Raw genomic sequence first — 18,496 nt, 5'->3', positions numbered from 1 at the left:
TCGTGGGCTCCGGACTGCGGACTGCGGTGGGTGCGGTGCTCGGCGTTTCTGGCGCCCGGCGTGGGTGCGGGCCGGGGGTGGGTCGCGCGGCCCGGCGCTGACCGGGTGCCTCCCAGGCCGTTCAGTCACTGGGGGAGGCACGACTGCCCGGCACGGCGCGGCACCGCGCGACGCTGCTACTGGCGTCGGTAGGTCAGTGTTTCGCCGTCGCTGGTGTTGGTACGTGCCAGGGTGCCGTTCGGCAGGAGGGTGACCCGGGTGGGATCGCCCGGGGTGCAGGAGGCGGAGGGGCCCACCGTCACCCTGGAAGGGCCGAGGTTCAGGGGGCCGTCGGGGCCCGGCGCGCCGGTCAGGTCGGCCTCGAAGACGCAGTGGTAGGAGCCGTTGCCGGAGGGGCCGTCGGCGACGAGCGACAGGACCGTGTCGCCCACGTCGCCCTGCTGGATGGTCAGCCGCCGGGGATGGACGCCGGACGCGTTGTCGATGGTCGTCGCCCAGGTGCCCAGGTACTCCGTCGGGATCGTGCCGTCCTGGGTCGGCGACGAGCTGGGCGTCGTGGGCTGGCCGGCCTCGGTCGTCGGCGCCGGGCCGTCCGTACCGGGGTCCGGGTCCTGCGGCGCGCCGGCCGTGGCGGTGCTGGTCCGGTCGCCGCCGCCGGCCCGGTCGCCACCGTCGTCGTCCCCGCTCATCAGGGCGTAGACCGATCCTCCGGCGCCCAGCGCGACGACCAGGGCGACCACGATCAGCAGCGCGGTGGAACGGCCTCTTCGGGGCTGCTCGGGCGGCGGCGAGCCGTACGGCCGGGGTCCGTAGGGCGGAGGGCCATAGGGCGGGGTCGAGCCGGGGCCGCCGTACGGCGGGTGGTACCCCGGGGGCGCGGTCCAGGCCGGGGTCGGGGCCGGGGCGTAACCGTGGGCGGGCGGGGGTGTCGGGGGGCTCTGGCCCGCGACGAGTGTGGGGAGGTGGTCCAGCGGGGCGCCGCTGTCACTTCCCGGCTCGCGCGGGGGTGGCGGGCCTTCGGCCGGTTCCCGCTCCACGGAAGGAGCGGAGGGATGGGCGGCCGGGGGCGGGTTCGGGGCGGCCGGCTGCGGCTCGGCCGCTTCCGCCGCTTCCGCCGCGCCCGGCGTCTCCGGGTGCTCCGGGGCCTCCGGGTTCTCCGTGTCCAGCAGCCGTACCGCGTGCCGGCCCAGCTGGGCCACCAGCGCGCCGGGCAGCCAGGGGTCGCGGGAACGGCCTTCGGCCACCGTGTCCTGCGCGCCGGTGCGCTCGAGGACCTCGGCGAGGCCGGGGCGGGCGGCGGGGTCCTTCTTCAGGCAGTCGCGTACGAGGTCGGCGATGCCCTCGGGCACACCGTCCAGGTCCGGTTCCTCCTGGGCGATGCGGAACATCAGGGCGTGCACGCCGCTGTTGGCGGTGCCGAAGGGCAGCTCGCCGGTGGTGGCGTAGGCGAGGATCGAGCCGAGGCAGAAGACGTCGCACGCGGGCGTGATGCGGTCGCCGCGCACCTGCTCGGGCGCCATGAACCCGGGCGAGCCGACCAGCGCGCCGGTGCGGGTGAGTCCGCCGTCGGTGACCGTCTCCAGGGCCCGCGCGATACCGAAGTCGATGACCCGGGGGCCGTCGATGGTGACGAGCACGTTGGACGGCTTGAGGTCGCGGTGCACGATCCCGGCGGCGTGGATGTCCTGGAGCGCGTGGGCGAGACCCGCGCCCAGGGTCCGTACCGACCGCTCCGGCAGGGCTCCGTGGTCGTGCCCGACGACCTGCTGGAGGCTGGGGCCCGCGACGTACCCGGTGGCGACCCACGGGACGGCGGCCTCGGTGTCGGCGTCCAGCACGGGCGCCGTCCAGTACCCGCCGACCCGCCGCGCGGAGGCGACCTCCTGCCGGAACCGCGCCCGGAACTCCTCCCGCGCGGCCAGTTCCTCGCGCACCAGCTTGACGGCGACCGTGCGTCCGCGGTCCGAGCGGGCCAGATAGACCTGGCCCATACCGCCCGCACCGAGCCGCGCCAGCAGCCGGTAGACCCCGATCTGCCTCGGGTCCCCGCCCCCGAGCTTCTCCATGTCGCGCCGCCTTCCCCCCGCACGTGAATCCACGTGGCAACAGACCCAAGATAGTGCGGGGCGACCGTGCGGTGAGCCGGTCCGGTTCTACGGTTCCGTAACAGGCGGGTCGCCGAGAGCGTCCAGCGCCTTCGACAGGCGTTCGAGTGCCTCGACCGCCGCGGCGAGTTCCGCCTCGGACCCGTAGGCCTCGGCCAGCCGGTCGGCGAGGGCGGCGTGCCCGGGGCCGATGCGGGAGACGGCCGCGCGGCCCGCCTGGGTCGGCGCGAGGAGCTTGGCACGGCGGTGGGCCGGGTTGGGCCGGTACTCGGCGAGGCCGCGCTCCACCAGGAGATCGGCGATGCGCTGCACGCTCTGCCGGGTGATGCCCATCGCCCGCGCGACGCCGGAGACGGGCAGCGGCTCGCGCAGCACCGCGCCGAGCACCTGCCACCACGCCGCGGTGAGCCCGGCGGGGCGGGCCAGTTCCTCGGCCACCGCGAGGAACTGGCCGCCCAGCCTGAAGACGCCGAGGGCGCCGCGGCTGAGCAGGTCCTGACGCTCCCGGCTCACGCGGCGCCCGCCTTCTCCAGCACGGCGTACGCCTGCGGGTCGGAGTCGTGGAACAGCCGGTACCAGGCGTCCAGCACCTCACCCTCGTACACCCCGAGCAACCCGAGGATCTCCCGGGCGAAGGCGACCGGCTCGGTGGGCCCGGCGGTGACCAGGCCGCCGTCGGTGACCGCGTCGGCCTCCACGTACCGCTCGCCGCCCGCGTAGCCGGTCGCCGCCAGGTAGAAGGAGATGGCACTGGTGTGCGCGCGGTCGTCGAGCAGACCCTCGCGGGCCAGCCCGGCGGTGGCGCCGCAGATGGCGGCGACGGGCACCCCCGCGTCCAGGAAGGAACGAGCGGTACGGGCGAAGGGGGCGAGGTCGTCGCCCGCGTCCCAGAGGTCGGCGCCCGGGAGGACCAGCAGGGAGCTGTCCTCGGGACGCAGGCCGGCCAGAGCCAGGTCCGGCTGGACGCGCAGACCGCCGATGCTCGTGACGGAGTCGGTGGTGGGACCGACGGTACGGACCGGGTATCCGGCGCGGGCCAGGTGAGCCGTCGCGTGGCCGGTCTCCCAGTCGGCCAGGGTGTCGTACACGGCGAGGTGGACGGGCTTGCGGGTGCCGTTCATGAATCCTCCAGCGGGTGAGGTGCGGGCGTGGTGTGCACGCCCGGCCGTATGACAGAAGACTGTCATTTCGACAGCCTCCTGTCAACAGTCCTCGTGCCCGGCCTCCTCCCGGTACGCCCCGCCCCGTCGACAACCTGTCGTGGAAAGCCCCCGACCGCAGACAGGACGCCGATTCCGTTTCCGCATCGCGGACATCTACCCTCGGCCGCATGACCCCTCAGCCCCATCCCCAGGCCGGCGCCGCCGTGAAGGCCGCGGACCGCGCGCACGTCTTCCACTCCTGGTCCGCGCAGGAGCTCATCGACCCGCTCGCCGTCGCCGGCGCCGAGGGGTCGTACTTCTGGGACTACGAAGGCAAGCGCTACCTCGACTTCGCCAGCGGGCTCGTCTACACCAACATCGGCTACCAGCACCCCAAGGTCGTCGCCGCGATCCAGGAGCAGGCGGCGAGGATGACCACCTTCGCGCCCGCGTTCGCCATCGAGGCGCGCTCGGAGGCGGCCCGGCTGATCGCCGAACGGACACCCGGCGACCTGGACAAGATCTTCTTCACCAACGCCGGCGCGGACGCCGTGGAGCACGCCGTGCGCATGGCCCGGCTGCACACCGGGCGGCCGAAGGTGCTGTCGGCGTACCGCTCGTACCACGGCGGCACCCAGCAGGCGATCAACCTCACCGGCGACCCGCGCCGCTGGGCCTCGGACAGCGGCACGGCCGGTGCCGTGCACTTCTGGGCGCCCTTCCTCTACCGCTCGCGCTTCTACGCCGAGACCGAGGAGCAGGAGTGCGCGCGGGCGCTGGAGCACCTGGAGACGACGATCGCCTTCGAGGGCCCTGGGACGGTCGCCGCGGTCATCCTGGAGACGATCCCGGGCACGGCGGGGATCATGACGCCGCCGGCCGGTTACCTGGCCGGGGTCCGCGAGATCTGCGACAAGTACGGGATCGTCTTCGTGCTCGACGAGGTCATGGCCGGGTTCGGCCGGACCGGCACGTGGTTCGCGGCGGACCTGTACGACGTCGTGCCCGACCTGATGACCTTCGCCAAGGGCGTGAACTCGGGCTACGTCCCGCTGGGCGGCGTCGCGATCTCCGCGCGGATCGCCGAGACGTTCGCCGAGCGGCCCTACCCCGGCGGGCTGACCTACTCCGGGCACCCGCTGGCCTGTGCCGCGGCCGTCGCCACGATCAACGTCATGGCGGAGGAGGGCATCGTCGAGCACGCCGCCCGGCTCGGGACCGATGTCGTCGAACCGGCGCTGCGGGATCTGGCCGAACGCCACCCGAGCGTGGGCGAGGTGCGCGGCACCGGCATGTTCTGGGCACTGGAACTGGTACGCGACCGGGAGACCCGCGAACCGCTGGTCCCCTACAACGCCACCGGGCAGGCCGCCACCCCGATGTCCGCGTTCGCCGCCTCCGCCAAGGTCCACGGCGTATGGCCGTTCGTGAACATGAACCGGACCCACGTCGTGCCGCCGTGCAACATCTCCGAGGCCGAACTGAAGGAGGGCCTGGCGGTCCTGGACACGGCGCTGTCCGTGGCGGACGAGTACACCGAGTAGGACCTGCCCGAGCGGGACCTGCCCGAGCGGGGCCTGCCCGAGCGGGGCCTGCCCGCTCGCGGGCAGCGGGAGGGACCCGAGCGCGTAAGGTGGCGTGCTCGTACACGGTAGACATGTGTACGAGCACGCCACAGACGTGTGGACGAGCACGCCACCCGGACGCCACGAGGAGACGCCCGATCATGCCCGGCCCCAGCGGCACCGGTGCCGTCACGCGCAGCACCCTGCGACAGCAGATCGCCGACGCGCTCCGCGACGAGGTGCTGGCCGGGCGGCTCCAGCCGGGGCAGGAGTTCACGGTCAAGGAGATCGCCGAGCAGTACGGGGTCTCCGCGACGCCCGTGCGCGAGGCACTGGTCGACCTGTCCGCGCAGGGGCTGCTCGACGCCGACCATCACCGCGGCTTCCGCGTGCACGAGTACTCGGTCGACGACTTCCGCGGCATGATCGCGGCCCGCGGCCTCGTCACCGACGGGATGTTCCTCGTCCTCATCGACGACCGCCGGGGCGGCCCGGACCCGGACGACCCGCGGATCGCCGCCGCCCTCGCGGGCGTCCGACGGCGCGGCGAGGAGGCACAGCGCGCCGCCGCGGCCGGCGACCTGACCATCCTCATCGGCTACGACCTGCGGTTCTGGCGCGAGCTGGCCGTCCTGTTCGGCAACCGCTACCTCTCCGACTTCCTGCACCGGCTGCGCGTGCAGAGCTGGGTGTGCACGGTGCAGCACCTGCGCCGGCTCAGCGATCTGCGCGGCGCGCTGTGGTCCGGGCACACCGAGCTGGTCGACGCCCTCGCCCGTCGCGACGCCCCGGCCGCGCGCTCGCTCGTCGACGCGTACAACGCCCACTCGCTCGCCCTCATCGAGCGGCTCGCCGGCGGATGACCGGTGCACGCCGGGCGGATGACCAACGCCCGTCGTGTCGTGGTCCGGCCCCAGATGGGTATGGGAACTGCACGCAACGCGTACCGACTACGCTTCCCTTCGCTGACCACTGTGCTGTGTGAGGAGCCCTCTTTTGGCCTGTGACCTGTGGCTGGTACCGCTCGTCGACGTCTTGTGCCACACGCCGGACAACCCGTTCGCCGAAGAACTCGCGCAATACGACAAGGTGCTCGCCGAGGCCGGGCTGCCACCGGTACCGGTGTACCAGTACATGCCGGGGCTCTCCGGCGAGGTCGCCCCGGTGGCCGGGTTCGACTACGACGCGCTGCACTTCCTGCGCCGGTCCTACCTGCTCCAGGTGTGCGGGCTGCCGGTGACGCCGGTCGACGAACTCGGCGGCGACTACGAGCAGTTGCTGGAGATGTTCGAGGCGACGGCCCAGCAGTCGCACCTGGTCTGGCACTACGACCACGCGGGCGCCTACGTTCCCGTCGACTTCCCGCACCCGCTCTCCAGCGACGAACTCCTGGCAGGAGGCGGCCCCTTGGGCTCCTCGCACGCCCTGCTGCGGGAGCTGGAGACCGTCGCCCCGGCCCTGGGCATCGATCCGGCCAACCCCCCGGCAGCACCACGGCCACCGCTCGCCCCGACGGAACTGGAGGAGCCGGCCGTTCCCGCGCCGTACGACTCCAGCCCCTTCGCCCGGGAACGCCATGTGTGGCTGGGCCTGCACACGGCGGCCACGCGGAGCCTGGCACAGGGATCGATGATCGTCTTCAGCTGAGCCGGGAGAGCCCCTTCCGCAGATCGTCCGCGTTCATGATCGGGGACACCTCGACCTCGGCGTTCAGCTGGGTGAAGAACGGCTCACCGGTGGGCGGCAGCTCCGAACTGTCCTGCATGTCGAAGACCATGAGGGCCGTCCGCCGGCCGCCGAGAGGACCGAAGTAGGCGGCCTCCGGCTTGAGATGGTCGAGCGTCTGGTTGATCAGTTCGGGCAACTTCCCGCTGCGGATGGCCTCGTTCGCCTTCTCCGTGTCCAGCGTCGCCTTGAGCAGCACGCGCATCGCACTCACCTTCTCCGCTTCCTCTGCCGACGCGGCGTGTACGACCTCAGCTTATGCCCGCGATGTCCAGTTTGTTCAGGTGTTCCGGCTCCGCGATCACATCGATGCCGGTGATGAGGCCGTCCTCCGCGAAGGTGAAGCGGAGCACCACGCGCAGCCGGCCGTTCTCGGACATCGCCATGCCCGCCCGGCCGTCGACCAGGACGACACCGGCGCAGCGGGCCCGGCCCATCGAGGCCATCGCTCCCCTGGCCACCCGCTCCACACCGCGGACGGTGATGGGCTCGGGCGTCGGAACGACCGCCGCGTCGGCGCTCAGGACGACGTCCGGGTGGAGCAGGGAGAGCAGCGCGTCGAAGTCGCCGCAGCGCGTGGCCGCCAGATACGCGTCGACCGCGCGGCGCCGGCGGGGCAGGTCGGCGTCGGACGCGGGGACGCCCCTGACCCGGCGGCGGGCGCGGCTGGCCAGCTGGCGGGTGGCCGCGGGCGTCTTCTCGAGCATCGCGGCGATGTCGTCGAAGGGCACGTCGAACATGTCGTGCAGGACGAACGCGAGCCGCTCGGCGGGCCCCAGGGTGTCCAGGACGATCAGCAGCGCGATACCGACGGACTCGGCGAGCTGCGCCTCCTCCTCCGGATCGGCGACGGAGTGCCCGCCGGACAGCGGCGCCCCACCGACCGGCCCCCGGCCCGTCCCGTCGTCCAGGGGCTCCTCGCGACGTGTGTCCCGGGAGCGGAGCAGGTTGAGGCAGACCCGGGCCACGACCGTGGTGAGCCAGCCGGAGGGGTTCTCCACGTCGGAGGTGTCCGCGCGGTCGGCGCGCAGCCAGGCGTCCTGGAGGGCGTCGTCGGCCTCGCCGAGAGAGCCGAGGATCCGGTACGCGACCGCCCGCAGCCGGGGCCGGTCCTGCTCGAACCGCCGAGCCATCTCGTCGGATCGGCCGTCGGATCGGCCATCGGATCGGCCGCCCTGTCGGCTGACGAGTCGGGCGTCGGGGCGGTCGTCGGATCGTCCGGGCACCGTACGGCTTCCTTCCGCGTCCTTGGTCCCAGGGGCCGGGAGCCGCCCGAGGTCACCCAAGTGAACCACTCCCGGCGACCCCGAACCCCCGCGAGCGCTCACCGGATCAGGCGGATCTCCGGCGGCCACAGCACCCCGTCCGCCAGCAGCAGGCACGGCCCCAGATGTACGGGGCACACCCGCAGCGGCGCCCGCAGATGCCGGACGACCTCGAAGCGGGCCGGGTCGCCGCAGGCCCCCTCGTCGGTCACGCCGCCGTACGGGCCCTGGCAGAACGCGGCGCGGTCACGCTCGGACACGCCCCCGCTCTCACGGTCGGTCATGCCCCGATCCGACCCCACGCCTCACGCCGGCGCCCGGCGGAGGGGGCCGAACGGCTACAGGACGGTGGCGTCCTGCAGGCCGACGCACTTCCGCTCCTGCGGGATCCACTTCACGGCGGGGTCCAGCGTGGCGAGGATGCCGCCCACTTCCTCGCGCGGACCGGAGTACGTGAACTCCACGGCCGGTGAGCGGCCGTACGTCCGCAGGACACTCACGCCGTCGCGCTCCAGCCGCTCCTCGTCCAGGACCCAGTCGACACCGTCGGCCGTGACGCAGAGGTTGATGTTCGGCGGCAGCTCCTCGGCTCCGCAGCGGAACACCCCCTTCTGGCCGCCCCAGGAGGCGACGCCGTCACCGAGGGCCCAGTCGCGCGACGCGCCGGGTATGTCGTCCGGGAGGCGGGAGACGACCTTGTCGCACTTGGCGTCGTCCGCGTGCGGGGCGGCGGAGACGCGGTGGCTGTCGACGTAGAGGAGACCTCCGGTCACGGCGACGACCGCCACGGTCAGCCAGATCCACATCCGGGTGGTGGGCTTCCGCATGTTCCGATCCGATCCGCTCCGCGCTGTCCGTTCGCTGCCGCTGCCGGCACCGGCCAGCGTATCCGTCCCCGAGAAGACTGACGGCCGGGACCCCGCTCGGGGCCCCGGCCGCCGGTGTCGGCCCGCGGTTCTCTACAGGAACGAGTTGATCTCGATCGTCTCGTCCCGGCCCGGGCCCACGCCGATCGCGGAGATCGGGGCGCCGGACATCTCCTCCAGCGCCTTGACGTACGCCTGCGCGTTCTTCGGCAGCTCGGCGAAGGTCTTCGCCTTGCTGATGTCCTCGCTCCAGCCCGGCAGCATCTCGTAGACCGGCTTCGCGTGGTGGAAGTCGGACTGCGAGTACGGCAGCTCCTCGACGCGCTTGCCGTCGATCTCGTACGCCACGCAGACCGGGATCTGCTCCCAGCCGGTCAGGACGTCGAGCTTGGTGAGGAAGAAGTCCGTGAGGCCGTTGACCCGGGTCGCGTAACGGGCGATCACCGCGTCGAACCAGCCGCAGCGGCGGTCACGGCCGGTCGTCACACCCCGCTCGCCACCGATGCGGCGCAGGGCCTCGCCGTCCTCGTCGAAGAGCTCGGTCGGGAACGGTCCCGCGCCGACACGGGTCGTGTACGCCTTGAGGATGCCGATGACCCGGCTGATCTTCGTCGGACCCACGCCGGCGCCGGTGCAGGCGCCGCCCGCGGTCGGGTTCGACGAGGTGACGAAGGGGTACGTGCCGTGGTCGATGTCCAGCAGCGTGCCCTGGCCGCCCTCGAAGAGGACCACCTTGTCGTCGTCGAGGGCCTGGTTGAGGACCAGGACGGTGTCGGCGACGTACGGGCGGAGCTTGTCCGCGTAGCCCAGCAGCTCCTCGACCACCTGGCCGACGGCGATCGCGCGCCGGTTGTAGAGCTTGGTGAGCATCTGGTTCTTGGCGTCGAGCGCGGCCTCGACCTTCTGGGTGAGGATCGACTCGTCGTAGAGGTCCTGGACGCGGATGCCGACGCGGTTGATCTTGTCGGCGTAGGTCGGGCCGATGCCGCGCCCGGTGGTGCCGATCTTGCGCTTGCCGAGGAAGCGTTCCGTCACCTTGTCGACGGTCACGTTGTACGGCGTGATGATGTGCGCGTTTCCGCTGATCAGGAGCTTGGACGTGTCGACGCCTCGCTCGTTCAGCCCGCTCAGCTCGGAGAACAGGACCGACGGGTCGACGACGACGCCGTTACCGATGACCGGCGTACAACCGGGAGACAGGATTCCGGAAGGGAGCAGGTGAAGGGCGTACTTCTGATCGCCCACGACTACCGTGTGGCCGGCGTTGTTGCCGCCCTGGTAGCGCACCACATAGTCGACGGAGCCACCGAGCAGGTCCGTCGCCTTTCCCTTGCCTTCGTCACCCCACTGAGCACCGAGCAGCACAAGTGCGGGCACGCGCGTACACCCCTTCCGGGCGGGGCATGTCCATGGTCGAGGGCGTGCGCGGCGATTTTTCGCCACGTGCACCGCGACCGTCGTTGGCCGCCAACCGTCGGACCGGATGCCCCGGAATAGACGAAACCCCTGGCGCAATAGCGCAAGGGGCTCTTGCACAAAGATGCTACCCGAGGAAGCGAGGCATGGCCGAGGTGGCGACTTCCGCGAGGTCCTCCGCGACGCCCGATCAGCTTCTGGTGGTCATCGATCCGGTCGCCCGGCGGGCGGACGGAGAATCCGTCCGGATCGCGAAAGACGTGCTCAGCGCGGGTGCCGCGAGCACGAAGGTATGTCTGCCGGACAGCCCGGAGGAGTTCGCCCGGGCGCTGCGGCGACGCGGCTCGCGGCGGCCCGTCGTGATCGGTGACGACCGCGCGCTGCTGCGGGCCGTCGGCCTGCTGCACCGGCAGCGTGAGCTGGCGGGATGCGCGCTCTCGGTGGTGCCGGTGGGGTCGGCGCTGGGCCTCACCCGGTCGCTCGGACTGCCGTCGGGCGCGGTGGCGGCGGCGCGGGCGGTGCTGGACGGGGCGGAACGACGCCTGGACCTGCTCGTCGACGACAGTGACGGGGTGGTGCTGGGGGCGGTGGGGATTCCGCCGGTCGCGGCGCACGACGGCGTGGGGCCGGGCTCGGGGGCGGGAGCGGGCGCGGGACCGCCGGCTTCCGGTTCGGGGTCGGTGTCGGCGTACTCCTGGCTTCGGACCTGCCAGTCGCTCGTACGGACGCTGGCGTCCTCGCGGCCGGCCCGGGGCGTCGCGACTCCGGGCTCGTCCGGTCCGGCCCGGCTGCGGGTGGAGGTCGACGGGGTGACGCTGGTGGACCTGGACCAGCCGGTCGAGGCGGTGTCGGTGATGCCGGGCGCGGGCGGGCTGGCCGTGGTGGAGGTGCGGCCGCTGTCGGTGGGCGCGGAGGCGTCACCGCTCACGGCGAGCGGACGGACGGTGACCGTGTCGGGGGCGCACTTCCGGTACCGGGCCGACGCGGTGGTGTCGGGGCCGGTGGGGACGCGGACGTGGACGGTGCGGGAGGGGGCCTGGGGACTGACGCTGCCGGCGGGGTAGCGAGGTCAGCCGATCCGGTGATCCGGTGATCCGGTGATCCTTGGGGAGATACGGCCGAAGCTGCTCGCACGCCAGCTCCACGACGTCGAGGTCTTACCCCGAGTACGCTCTCGAAGCGCGTTCTCCCCGATCCCCCTCAGCCCCGCCGGAACCGCTCCTCCCGCCGCACCCGCCAGCGCTCCATCATGGCCGCGACCTCCTCGTCGACGAACTCGAAGAAGGCAAGCGTTTCGGCCATGCGGCGGCCCGCCGGGGTCTCGGCGCCGAGGCTGGCGACACCCTCGCTCAGCGCGCTCTCCCACCGCTTGAGGACGGCCTCGCGGTTGGTGAGTGCCTCGTACCACTGGTTGCTGTGCACCCGGTACCTCTCCTTGCGCGAGCCGGGTTCGCGCTCGCGCGAGACCATGTGCTGCTGCGAGAGGTAGCGCACGGCGCCGGAGACGGCGGCAGGGCTGACCCGGAGCTGTTCGCCCAGTTCCGCGGAGGTCAGCGAGCCCGAGTCCGAGGCCAGCAGCGCGGCGAAGACCCGGGCCGGCATGCGCTGCATCCCGGCCTCGACGAGCTGGGCCGCGAAGCCCTCCACGAACCTCGACACCGCCTCGGGGTCGCGCCCTGATGTCGTTGCTTCCGTCATCGTTCGATCATCTCTCACCATCCTGACGGTTTCTTATCTTCACAAGTTTCTGAAGCCAGCGTACGTTCGTAATCATGACGAAGGCAATCAGCGTCTCCGGCCTCCACAAGTCGTTCGGCCGGACGCGCGCGCTGGACGGGCTCGACCTGGAGGTCGAGACCGGCGAGGTACACGGCTTCCTGGGCCCCAACGGCGCCGGCAAGTCCACCACCATCCGCGTCCTGCTCGGCCTGTTGCGCGCCGACTCGGGCGCCTCGCAGGTACTCGGCCGTGACCCGTGGGCGGACGCGGTGGAGGCGCACCGCCGGATCGCGTACGTCCCCGGCGACGTGACGCTGTGGCGCAACCTCTCCGGCGGTGAGGTCATCGACCTCTACGGCCGGCTGCGGGGAGGGCTGGACACCCGGCGGCGGACGGAACTGGTCGAGCGGTTCGAACTCGACCCGACCAAGAAGGGCCGCACGTACTCCAAGGGCAACCGGCAGAAGGTCGCGCTCGTCGCCGCCTTCGCCTCCGACGTCGACCTGCTGATCCTCGACGAGCCCACCTCCGGGCTGGACCCGCTGATGGAGGAGGTCTTCCAGCGGTGTGTGGCCGAGGAACGCGAGCGCGGACGGACGGTCCTGCTCTCCTCCCACATCCTCAGCGAGGTCGAGGAGTTGTGCGACCGGGTCAGCATCATCCGCAAGGGGCGGACCGTCGAGAGCGGCTCGCTGGCCGACCTGCGCCACCTGACGCGGACCAGCGTGACCGCCGAACTCGCGGGGCCCCCGGGCGGGCTGGGACTGCTGCCCGGCGTACACGACCTGGACGTCCGGGGCCACCGGGTCAGGTTCCAGGCCGACACGGACAAGCTGGACGCCGTACTCCGCTCCCTGAGCGAGTCGGGTGTGCGGTCGCTGACGTCGACGCCGCCGACGCTGGAGGAGCTGTTCATGCGGCACTACCAGGCGGCCGAGGCGACCGGTGCCACGGATGCCATGGGTGCGACGGGCGCCACGGGGGCCGCGGACGAGGTGACGGCCCGATGACCGCCGCGGCCTCCTTCGGGGCACGGACCGGCGGCTCGCGCCAACTGGCCGGCACCGGCACGCTGCTGCGCTTCGCCCTGCGCCGCGACCGGATGATGCTCCCGGTCTGGGTCACGGTCAACGCGCTCATGGTGCTCTCCATGCCCGGCACCCTCAAGGGCCTGTACGGCACCGCCGCCGAACGCGCCGACCTGGTGCGGCAGATGGAGACCAACGCCTCCCTGCGGGCGATGGTCGGCCCCGTCTTCGACGACTCCCTCGGCGCGCTCACGGCCTGGCGCGTAGGTGTGTACGCCGCCGCGCTCGCCGCCGTGATGAGCCTGCTGATCGTCGTACGGCACACCCGCGACGAGGAGGAGAGCGGCCGGCAGGAGGTGGTCGCCTCCGGGATGGTCGGCCGCCGCGCCGCACTGACGGCGGCCCTGCTCACGGCGGCCGTCGCCAACGGCGTCCTGGCGCTGCTGGTGGTCGCCGGGCTGGCCGCGCAGGGGGTGGCCGGCGCGGTGGCCCTCGGGCTCGGGATCGCGGGCGTCGGGATGCTCTTCGCCACGATGGCGGCGATCGTGGCGCAGCTGACCGAGAGCGCCCGGCTGGCCCGGGGACTGACGGCGGCCGTGCTGGGCGGGGCCTTCGTACTGCGCGCGGCGGGCGACTCGGCGACGGCCGACGGCTCCTCCGTACTGACGTGGTTGTCTCCGCTGGGCTGGCTGGAGAACCTTCGGGCCTTCGCGGCCGAGCGGTGGTGGGTGCTGCCGCTGATCGCCGGCGCGGCGGCGGTGCAGGGTGCGGTGGCCTACGAGCTGGCCGGCCGCCGGGACCTCGGCATGAGCTTCCTGCCGACCCGGCCCGGGCCGGCCGCCGGGCGCCTGCGCACGGCCGGTGCGCTGGCCTGGCGGTTGCAGCGGGGCAGCGTGTGCGGCTGGAGCCTCGGTTTCCTCCTCGCCGGGGTCGTCTACGGCTCGATGACCGAGGGCGCGGCCGATCTGGTCGGGGACAACGAGCAGGCCCGCCGGATCATCGAGCGGATGGGCGGGCAGGCCGGGCTGACCGACGCGTTCGTGTCGGCGATGGTCGGGATGCTCGGGCTGATCGCCGCGCTGTACGTCGTCGCGTCGGTGCTGCGGCTGAACGGCGAGGAGACCTCCGGGCGGGCGGAGCCGGTGCTCGCGGGCGCGGTGGGCCGACTGCGGTGGGCAGCGGGGCACCTGGTGATCGCCTTCGGCGGCGCGGCGCTCATCATGCTGCTCGCGGGCCTGGGCTTCGCGCTCGGGTACGGCCGGGACGCCGGGGCGATCCTGGGCGCGTGTCTGGTGCAGTTGCCGGCGGTGTGGGTGATCGGCGGGGCGGCGGTGCTGCTGCACGGGGTACTGCCCCGGGGCGCGGTGGCCGCGTGGGGGGTCGCGGGCGCGGTGCTGTTGCTCGGGTGGGTCGGGCCGGCGCTGGACGTGCCGCGGGCCGTGCTGGACGTGTCACCGTTCGGGCATCTGCCGAAGTTGCCGGGTGCGGAGATGAGCTGGGCGCCGGTGCTGGTGCTCACGTCGCTCGCGGTGGTGCTGGTGGCGGCGGGGCTGGCCGGGCTGCGGCGCCGGGACGTGGCGACGTGACCCGGTGGCCGGGGTGGCCTGCTGTCTGCCGCTGCCGTCGCCTGTGCCGTTGCCGCTGCCTCCGCTGGGGGAACCCGGAGAGGGGGTGAGGGCGTCACGGTAGGTATGACTCGGGATGCGGTGACGTGCGGTGGCTGTGGGGTTTCGGCGGTGGGGGCCGCGGGGGCCGTGCTCGCCTGGGGCGTCTCCAGCCGTACCCAACGGCACCTCGGCAACGGGTTCGAGAACAACGGCATGGACCTCGGCGTCCTCTACACCGAGCTGCCCTTCGTCTTCCTCGCCGGAGCCGTCGTGCCCGCCGTGGTCTGGGCCCTGGGCGCCCGGCTGCTCGGACGGCGCCGGCACCGGCGCTCAGAGCTCCACTCGTAGCTCCGTCAGCCCTCGCATCACGAAGTTCGGCCTCCGCTCCGGTTCCGCCGCCAACCGCAGCGCCGGGGCACGCGTCAGCAGGGACGTCATGGACGCCGCGAGTTCGATGCGGGCCAGCGGGGCGCCGATGCAGTAGTGGACGCCGGCGCTGAAGGATATGTGGGGGTTGTCGCGACGGGCGAGGTCGAGGCGGTCCGGGGCGGTGAAGACCGCCGGGTCGTGGTTGGCGGAGCCGAACAGCATCGCCACCTCCGCGCCCCGGGGGACGGTCGTCCCGTCGATCTCGATCTCGTCCAGCACCCAGCGTTCGAAGAGCTGGAGCGGGGTGTCGTAGCGCATCAGCTCCTCCACGGCGGAGGGGACCAGCGAGTGGTCCGCACGGAGGGCGGCGAGCTGGTCCGGGTTGCGGAACAGCGCCCACCATCCGTTGACCGTGGCGTTCACCGTGGCCTCGTGACCGGCGTTCAGGAGCAGGACGCAGGTCGAGATCATCTCCTGCTCGGTGAGCCGGTCGTCGTCCTCGTCGTGGGCCGCGATCAGGCCCGAGATCAGGTCGTCGCCCGGTTCCTCGCGGCGGGCCGCGATCAGGCCGCGCAGGTACTCCGAGAAGTCGACCGACGCGCGCACCGCCTTCGCCGCCGTCTCCTCGGACGGGTTCAGCTCGTACATCCCGCAGATCTCCGCCGACCAGGGGCGCAGCGGGGCCCGGTCCGGCTCCGGGATGCCCAGCATCTGCGCGATCACGGCGACCGGGAGCGGTTCGGCCACGTCGCGCAGCAGGTCGCCGCCGCCGTCCGCCACCAGCCGGGACACCAGGTCGTCCGCCAGCCCGTGCACGTACGGCTTCAGCCGCTCCACCGTGCGCGGCGTGAAGGCCTTCGACACCAGACGCCGGATACGGGTGTGGTCCGGCGGCTCCAGGTCGAGCATCCCGTGATCGTTGAGCGTGTGGAAGGGCTCCTGCTCCGGCGGGGGCGGGGTGCGGCCGAAGTCCTCGTGCGTGAAGCGGTGCTGGTAGGTCCGGCCGAGGCGGCGGTCGCGCAGCAGCGCCGACACGTCCGCGTGGTGCGGGACCAGCCACTGGTCGGTCGGCTCGTAGTAGAGCACGCGCCCCCGGGCCCGCAGCTCGGCGAAGGCGGGGTACGGGTCGGCGACGAACGCCGGGTCCCACGGGTCGAACGCGCGGTCGGGTGCGGAGTCGGATACGGGACCGGATGCAGCCGTCATGGACGGACAGTAGGACCTCGACCGGCCCTGTGCCCAGAGTGCCGCCCGCCCGTGTGCACGGGTCTTGACCTCGCGCCGCCGGAGTCCTAGCTTCCTTGCCAATGTTTCGGAAACGTCTCCGAAACTTTCGGAGCACGACGGAATGAGACTCCCCGCATGAGATCCGTTCGTTTCGCCACCGTGGCCCTCGCCACCGCCGCCCTGACCCTGCCGCTCGTCGCGGGAACCGCCACGGCCGACCCGTCCTCCGGCCGGCACCCCGCACCGCACTCCCACGCCAAGTTCGACCGGCTGCGCGAGGCCGCCCCCGACGGCTTCTACGTGGGCACCGCCGTGGCGGGCGGCGGCCACCACCTGGAGCAGGACTACCCGGACCCGTTCACCTCGGACAGGAAGTACCGGAAGGTCCTCGGGCGCCAGTTCAACTCGGTGTCCCCCGAGAACCAGATGAAGTGGGAGTTCATCCACCCCGAGCGCGACCGGTACGACTTCGCGGCGGCGGACGCCATCGTCGACTTCGCCGAGCGCAACCGCCAGGTCGTACGCGGTCACACGCTGCTGTGGCACAGCCAGAACCTGCAGTGGCTGGAGCAGGGCGACTTCTCCGACGAGGAACTGCGCGCGATCCTGCGCGAGCACATCACCACCGTCGTCGGCCGGTACGCCGGACGGATCCAGCAGTGGGACGTCGCGAACGAGATCTTCGACGACCAGGGCAAGCTCCGCACGCAGGACAACATCTGGATCCGCGAACTCGGCCCGGGCATCGTCGCGGACGCCTTCCGCTGGGTGCACGAGGCCGACCCCGAGGCGAAGCTGTTCTTCAACGACTACGGCGTCGAGAGCGTCAACGCCAAGAGCGACGCCTACTACGCCCTCACCCAGGAACTGCTCCAGCAGGGCGTGCCGGTGGACGGATTCTCCGTACAGGCGCACCTGAGCACGCGGTACGGCTTCCCTGCGGACCTGGAGACGAACCTCGAGCGCTTCGACGCGCTGGGCCTGGAAACCGCCGTCACCGAGCTGGACGTACGGATGGACGTGCCGGCCGGCGGTGAGCCCACCGCGGCGCAGCAGAAGCAGCAGGCCGACTACTACCAGCGGGCCCTGTCGGCGTGCCTGGCCGTCGAGGACTGCAACTCGTTCACGATCTGGGGCTTCACCGACAAGTACTCATGGGTGCCGGTGTTCTTCGAGGGTGAGGGCCACGCGACGGTCATGACCGACGACTTCGACCGCAAGCCCGCCTTCCACGCCCTGCGTCACACCCTGAGGGCAGCGGCCCACAAGCACTGACGCCCGCCTGTCCGCCACGTCCGCCGTGTCCGCCACGGGCCGCCGCCCCGCGCCCCGTGGCGGTCCCGGCCCTCTCGCTCACTCCCCTTGCCGGGGGTGTTGCTTGACACCCTCGATGAAGACGGCGAAGGAGGACGCGGACACGGAGAGAGTGGCGCGGGCCGGGGCCTTGGAGTCACGGACGGCTATACAGGTAGGGAGGGCCGCGATCTCGACGCAAGTGTCACCGTCGCCGCCACCGGAGTACGTGGACTTCCGCCAACGCAGGGCCTCGGTCATGGCTCACCTCACAGTTCCTTCGTCAAGCGATGGATGAACTCCCGCGACGCAGTGGGGTCCAACGATGCTTCCTGCATCTTAAGGAACAGCGTTCGAAGCTGGTGCAGTTGTGCTGCCGCGTCTATGAACGCGACACCCGTGGGAGCGTCCCGGAGACCGGTGTCCAACTGATGGACCGGACCGCCCGCGTACATCATCGAGATACCGGCGCCGCCGAAGCCGTCCTGGTCGAACGGGATGACCCGCACCATGGCGTGCCCCTGCTCCATCTGGTCCAGAATGCGTTGGAGTTGAACTCGCGACGCGGTCCTGTCAGCCACTCGGACGCGGAGCGCGCACTCGTGGACAAGCGTCTCGTACGGGGTGGGGTTGTCACCCTCGATCACAGCCCGTCGCATCATCCGGTGTTCCACTCGGTAATCCAGCTCGCTTTCGGGCAAGCCAGGGTGGACATACGCATAGAGCGCGCGGGCGTAGTCGGCGGTCTGTAGCAACCCCGGCACGTGAGTAATCACAACCTCTCGCAGATACGTGGCATGGTGCTCCGCCTCAGCGGTGTCCTGGAACACCGGCGGCAGCACTCCCCGATACTCCTCCCACCAGCCACGCATACGGTCGGTCGCCATGATCGCGAGAGCATCGACCAACGCATCGTCCGTGCAGGCATAGTGAGCTGCCAGGCGGCGCACACGCTCCGCGCTGACAGCCGCGATGCCGAGCTCCACGTGACTCATCTGACCGGAAGTCGAGTTCAGGAAGGCCGCTGCCTCGCGAGCCTTCAAGCCTGCGGCCTCACGAAGTCTGCGCAGCTCCGTTCCCAAGCGCACCTGTCGGACAGTCGGATTACTCCTCGGCGGCATGCGCTCTCCTCCAACAGCCATGTTCAGGCGCCACGTTCGAGTGTCAGA

Annotated in this window: 20 protein-coding genes; 8 read left to right on the top strand and 12 right to left on the bottom strand. The window is 71.9% G+C overall.

The genetic code is table 11. From position 1 onward, the window contains the following. Nucleotides 1-176: 176 nt before the first annotated feature. The 3 genes from ACH4NX_RS25665 to ACH4NX_RS25655 form a co-directional block, all read right to left on the bottom strand. Nucleotides 177-2,066, bottom strand: a complete 1,890-nt coding sequence (locus tag ACH4NX_RS25665; protein WP_398128686.1) for a serine/threonine-protein kinase — start codon at nt 2,064-2,066, stop codon at nt 177-179. A gap of 87 nt (nt 2,067-2,153) precedes the next feature. Then, on the bottom strand, nt 2,154-2,618 hold the full coding sequence (locus tag ACH4NX_RS25660) for a helix-turn-helix domain-containing protein (protein ID WP_351387102.1): 465 nt from the start codon (nt 2,616-2,618) through the stop codon (nt 2,154-2,156). Next, the gene (locus ACH4NX_RS25655) at nt 2,615-3,226 is read right to left on the bottom strand and encodes a type 1 glutamine amidotransferase family protein (protein ID WP_398128687.1); all 612 of its coding nucleotides are present in this window, start codon (nt 3,224-3,226) and stop codon (nt 2,615-2,617) included. Before ACH4NX_RS25655 ends, ACH4NX_RS25660 begins: the two co-directional genes overlap by 4 nt. Nucleotides 3,227-3,435: 209 nt before the next feature. Between ACH4NX_RS25655 and ACH4NX_RS25650 the strand changes: the two genes are divergently transcribed. From ACH4NX_RS25650 to ACH4NX_RS25640, 3 genes are all read left to right on the top strand, one after another. After that, nucleotides 3,436-4,791 (top strand): aspartate aminotransferase family protein, encoded by a 1,356-nt coding sequence (locus ACH4NX_RS25650; protein WP_351387108.1) that lies wholly within the window; start codon nt 3,436-3,438, stop codon nt 4,789-4,791. A 182-nt stretch (nt 4,792-4,973) separates the two neighbouring features. Further along, nucleotides 4,974-5,675, top strand: a complete 702-nt coding sequence (locus ACH4NX_RS25645; RefSeq protein ID WP_351387110.1) for a GntR family transcriptional regulator — start codon at nt 4,974-4,976, stop codon at nt 5,673-5,675. A 133-nt stretch (nt 5,676-5,808) separates the two neighbouring features. After that, nucleotides 5,809-6,459: a hypothetical protein gene (locus ACH4NX_RS25640; RefSeq protein ID WP_351387113.1), complete on the top strand. Its 651-nt coding sequence runs from the start codon at nt 5,809-5,811 to the stop codon at nt 6,457-6,459. Here the strand turns inward: ACH4NX_RS25640 and ACH4NX_RS25635 are convergent. From ACH4NX_RS25635 to ACH4NX_RS25615, 5 genes are all read right to left on the bottom strand, one after another. Then, nucleotides 6,452-6,742 (bottom strand): hypothetical protein, encoded by a 291-nt coding sequence (locus ACH4NX_RS25635; protein WP_351387114.1) that lies wholly within the window; start codon nt 6,740-6,742, stop codon nt 6,452-6,454. The genes ACH4NX_RS25640 and ACH4NX_RS25635 overlap by 8 nt on opposite strands. A 46-nt stretch (nt 6,743-6,788) precedes the next feature. Then, entirely contained in the window at nt 6,789-7,670 is an 882-nt protein-coding gene (locus ACH4NX_RS25630) for a sigma-70 family RNA polymerase sigma factor (RefSeq protein WP_351387729.1), read from the bottom strand. Between the two features lie 191 nt (nt 7,671-7,861). Then, nucleotides 7,862-8,086 (bottom strand): hypothetical protein, encoded by a 225-nt coding sequence (locus tag ACH4NX_RS25625; RefSeq protein WP_398128688.1) that lies wholly within the window; start codon nt 8,084-8,086, stop codon nt 7,862-7,864. Between the two features lie 54 nt (nt 8,087-8,140). Continuing rightward, entirely contained in the window at nt 8,141-8,629 is a 489-nt protein-coding gene (locus ACH4NX_RS25620) for a DUF3515 family protein (RefSeq protein ID WP_398128689.1), read from the bottom strand. Between the two features lie 132 nt (nt 8,630-8,761). Continuing rightward, a complete protein-coding gene (locus ACH4NX_RS25615) occupies nt 8,762-10,045 on the bottom strand; it encodes an adenylosuccinate synthase (RefSeq protein ID WP_351387117.1) in 1,284 nt (427 codons plus the stop codon). Between the two features lie 185 nt (nt 10,046-10,230). Here ACH4NX_RS25615 and ACH4NX_RS25610 point away from each other — a divergent pair, with 185 nt between their 5' ends. Continuing rightward, on the top strand, nt 10,231-11,148 hold the full coding sequence (locus tag ACH4NX_RS25610; RefSeq protein WP_398128690.1) for a diacylglycerol kinase family protein: 918 nt from the start codon (nt 10,231-10,233) through the stop codon (nt 11,146-11,148). A gap of 136 nt (nt 11,149-11,284) precedes the next feature. Here the strand turns inward: ACH4NX_RS25610 and ACH4NX_RS25605 are convergent, their stop codons facing one another. Then, entirely contained in the window at nt 11,285-11,782 is a 498-nt protein-coding gene (locus ACH4NX_RS25605) for a MarR family transcriptional regulator (protein ID WP_351387120.1), read from the bottom strand. A gap of 74 nt (nt 11,783-11,856) precedes the next feature. Here ACH4NX_RS25605 and ACH4NX_RS25600 point away from each other — a divergent pair, with 74 nt between their 5' ends. From ACH4NX_RS25600 to ACH4NX_RS25590, 3 genes are all read left to right on the top strand, one after another. Next, the gene (locus ACH4NX_RS25600) at nt 11,857-12,813 is read left to right on the top strand and encodes an ABC transporter ATP-binding protein (RefSeq protein WP_351387121.1); all 957 of its coding nucleotides are present in this window, start codon (nt 11,857-11,859) and stop codon (nt 12,811-12,813) included. Further along, on the top strand, nt 12,810-14,417 hold the full coding sequence (locus tag ACH4NX_RS25595) for an ABC transporter permease (RefSeq protein WP_398128691.1): 1,608 nt from the start codon (nt 12,810-12,812) through the stop codon (nt 14,415-14,417). The genes ACH4NX_RS25600 and ACH4NX_RS25595 overlap by 4 nt, the downstream gene beginning before the upstream one ends. A 150-nt stretch (nt 14,418-14,567) precedes the next feature. Then, a complete protein-coding gene (locus ACH4NX_RS25590; protein WP_351387127.1) occupies nt 14,568-14,786 on the top strand; it encodes a hypothetical protein in 219 nt (72 codons plus the stop codon). On the opposite strand, the gene ACH4NX_RS25585 is transcribed toward ACH4NX_RS25590, so the two are convergent. Further along, complete coding sequence (locus ACH4NX_RS25585; RefSeq protein WP_398128692.1) at nt 14,769-16,013, bottom strand: cytochrome P450; 1,245 nt, start codon at nt 16,011-16,013, stop codon at nt 14,769-14,771. The genes ACH4NX_RS25590 and ACH4NX_RS25585 overlap by 18 nt on opposite strands. A 156-nt stretch (nt 16,014-16,169) precedes the next feature. On the opposite strand from ACH4NX_RS25585, the gene ACH4NX_RS25580 reads away from it, so the two are divergent. Then, entirely contained in the window at nt 16,170-17,309 is a 1,140-nt protein-coding gene (locus ACH4NX_RS25580; protein WP_398128693.1) for an endo-1,4-beta-xylanase, read from the top strand. A gap of 78 nt (nt 17,310-17,387) precedes the next feature. Here ACH4NX_RS25580 and ACH4NX_RS25575 read toward each other — a convergent pair whose 3' ends face one another. Together ACH4NX_RS25575 and ACH4NX_RS25570 are read right to left on the bottom strand one after the other, a co-directional pair. Continuing rightward, entirely contained in the window at nt 17,388-17,588 is a 201-nt protein-coding gene (locus tag ACH4NX_RS25575) for a DUF397 domain-containing protein (RefSeq protein ID WP_398128694.1), read from the bottom strand. Between the two features lie 8 nt (nt 17,589-17,596). Continuing rightward, nucleotides 17,597-18,448 (bottom strand): helix-turn-helix domain-containing protein, encoded by an 852-nt coding sequence (locus tag ACH4NX_RS25570; protein ID WP_398128695.1) that lies wholly within the window; start codon nt 18,446-18,448, stop codon nt 17,597-17,599. Nucleotides 18,449-18,496: the final 48 nt, after the last annotated feature.

It is taken from the genome of Streptomyces sp. NPDC017225 (assembly GCF_044331465.1).
In the GTDB taxonomy this organism is placed as follows: Bacteria; Actinomycetota; Actinomycetes; order Streptomycetales; family Streptomycetaceae; genus Streptomyces.
This window is presented reverse-complemented; position numbering and strand designations above follow the sequence as displayed.

Bases quoted from the DNA above. Each gene is read 5' to 3' on its own strand.
- ACH4NX_RS25620 (WP_398128689.1), bottom strand. From the start codon at position 8,629: ATGCGGAAGCCCACCACCCGGATGTGGATCTGGCTGACCGTGGCGGTC.
- ACH4NX_RS25665 (WP_398128686.1), bottom strand. From the start codon at position 2,066: ATGGAGAAGCTCGGGGGCGGGGACCCGAGGCAGATCGGGGTCTACCGG.
- ACH4NX_RS25570 (WP_398128695.1), bottom strand. From the start codon at position 18,448: ATGCCGCCGAGGAGTAATCCGACTGTCCGACAGGTGCGCTTGGGAACG.
- ACH4NX_RS25575 (WP_398128694.1), bottom strand. From the start codon at position 17,588: ATGACCGAGGCCCTGCGTTGGCGGAAGTCCACGTACTCCGGTGGCGGC.
- ACH4NX_RS25600 (WP_351387121.1), top strand. From the start codon at position 11,857: ATGACGAAGGCAATCAGCGTCTCCGGCCTCCACAAGTCGTTCGGCCGG.
- ACH4NX_RS25585 (WP_398128692.1), bottom strand. From the start codon at position 16,013: ATGACGGCTGCATCCGGTCCCGTATCCGACTCCGCACCCGACCGCGCG.
- ACH4NX_RS25595 (WP_398128691.1), top strand. From the start codon at position 12,810: ATGACCGCCGCGGCCTCCTTCGGGGCACGGACCGGCGGCTCGCGCCAA.
- ACH4NX_RS25580 (WP_398128693.1), top strand. From the start codon at position 16,170: ATGAGATCCGTTCGTTTCGCCACCGTGGCCCTCGCCACCGCCGCCCTG.
- ACH4NX_RS25645 (WP_351387110.1), top strand. From the start codon at position 4,974: ATGCCCGGCCCCAGCGGCACCGGTGCCGTCACGCGCAGCACCCTGCGA.
- ACH4NX_RS25630 (WP_351387729.1), bottom strand. From the start codon at position 7,670: ATGGCTCGGCGGTTCGAGCAGGACCGGCCCCGGCTGCGGGCGGTCGCG.
- ACH4NX_RS25610 (WP_398128690.1), top strand. From the start codon at position 10,231: ATGGCCGAGGTGGCGACTTCCGCGAGGTCCTCCGCGACGCCCGATCAG.
- ACH4NX_RS25635 (WP_351387114.1), bottom strand. From the start codon at position 6,742: ATGCGCGTGCTGCTCAAGGCGACGCTGGACACGGAGAAGGCGAACGAG.
- ACH4NX_RS25655 (WP_398128687.1), bottom strand. From the start codon at position 3,226: ATGAACGGCACCCGCAAGCCCGTCCACCTCGCCGTGTACGACACCCTG.
- ACH4NX_RS25650 (WP_351387108.1), top strand. From the start codon at position 3,436: ATGACCCCTCAGCCCCATCCCCAGGCCGGCGCCGCCGTGAAGGCCGCG.
- ACH4NX_RS25625 (WP_398128688.1), bottom strand. From the start codon at position 8,086: ATGACCGACCGTGAGAGCGGGGGCGTGTCCGAGCGTGACCGCGCCGCG.
- ACH4NX_RS25605 (WP_351387120.1), bottom strand. From the start codon at position 11,782: ATGACGGAAGCAACGACATCAGGGCGCGACCCCGAGGCGGTGTCGAGG.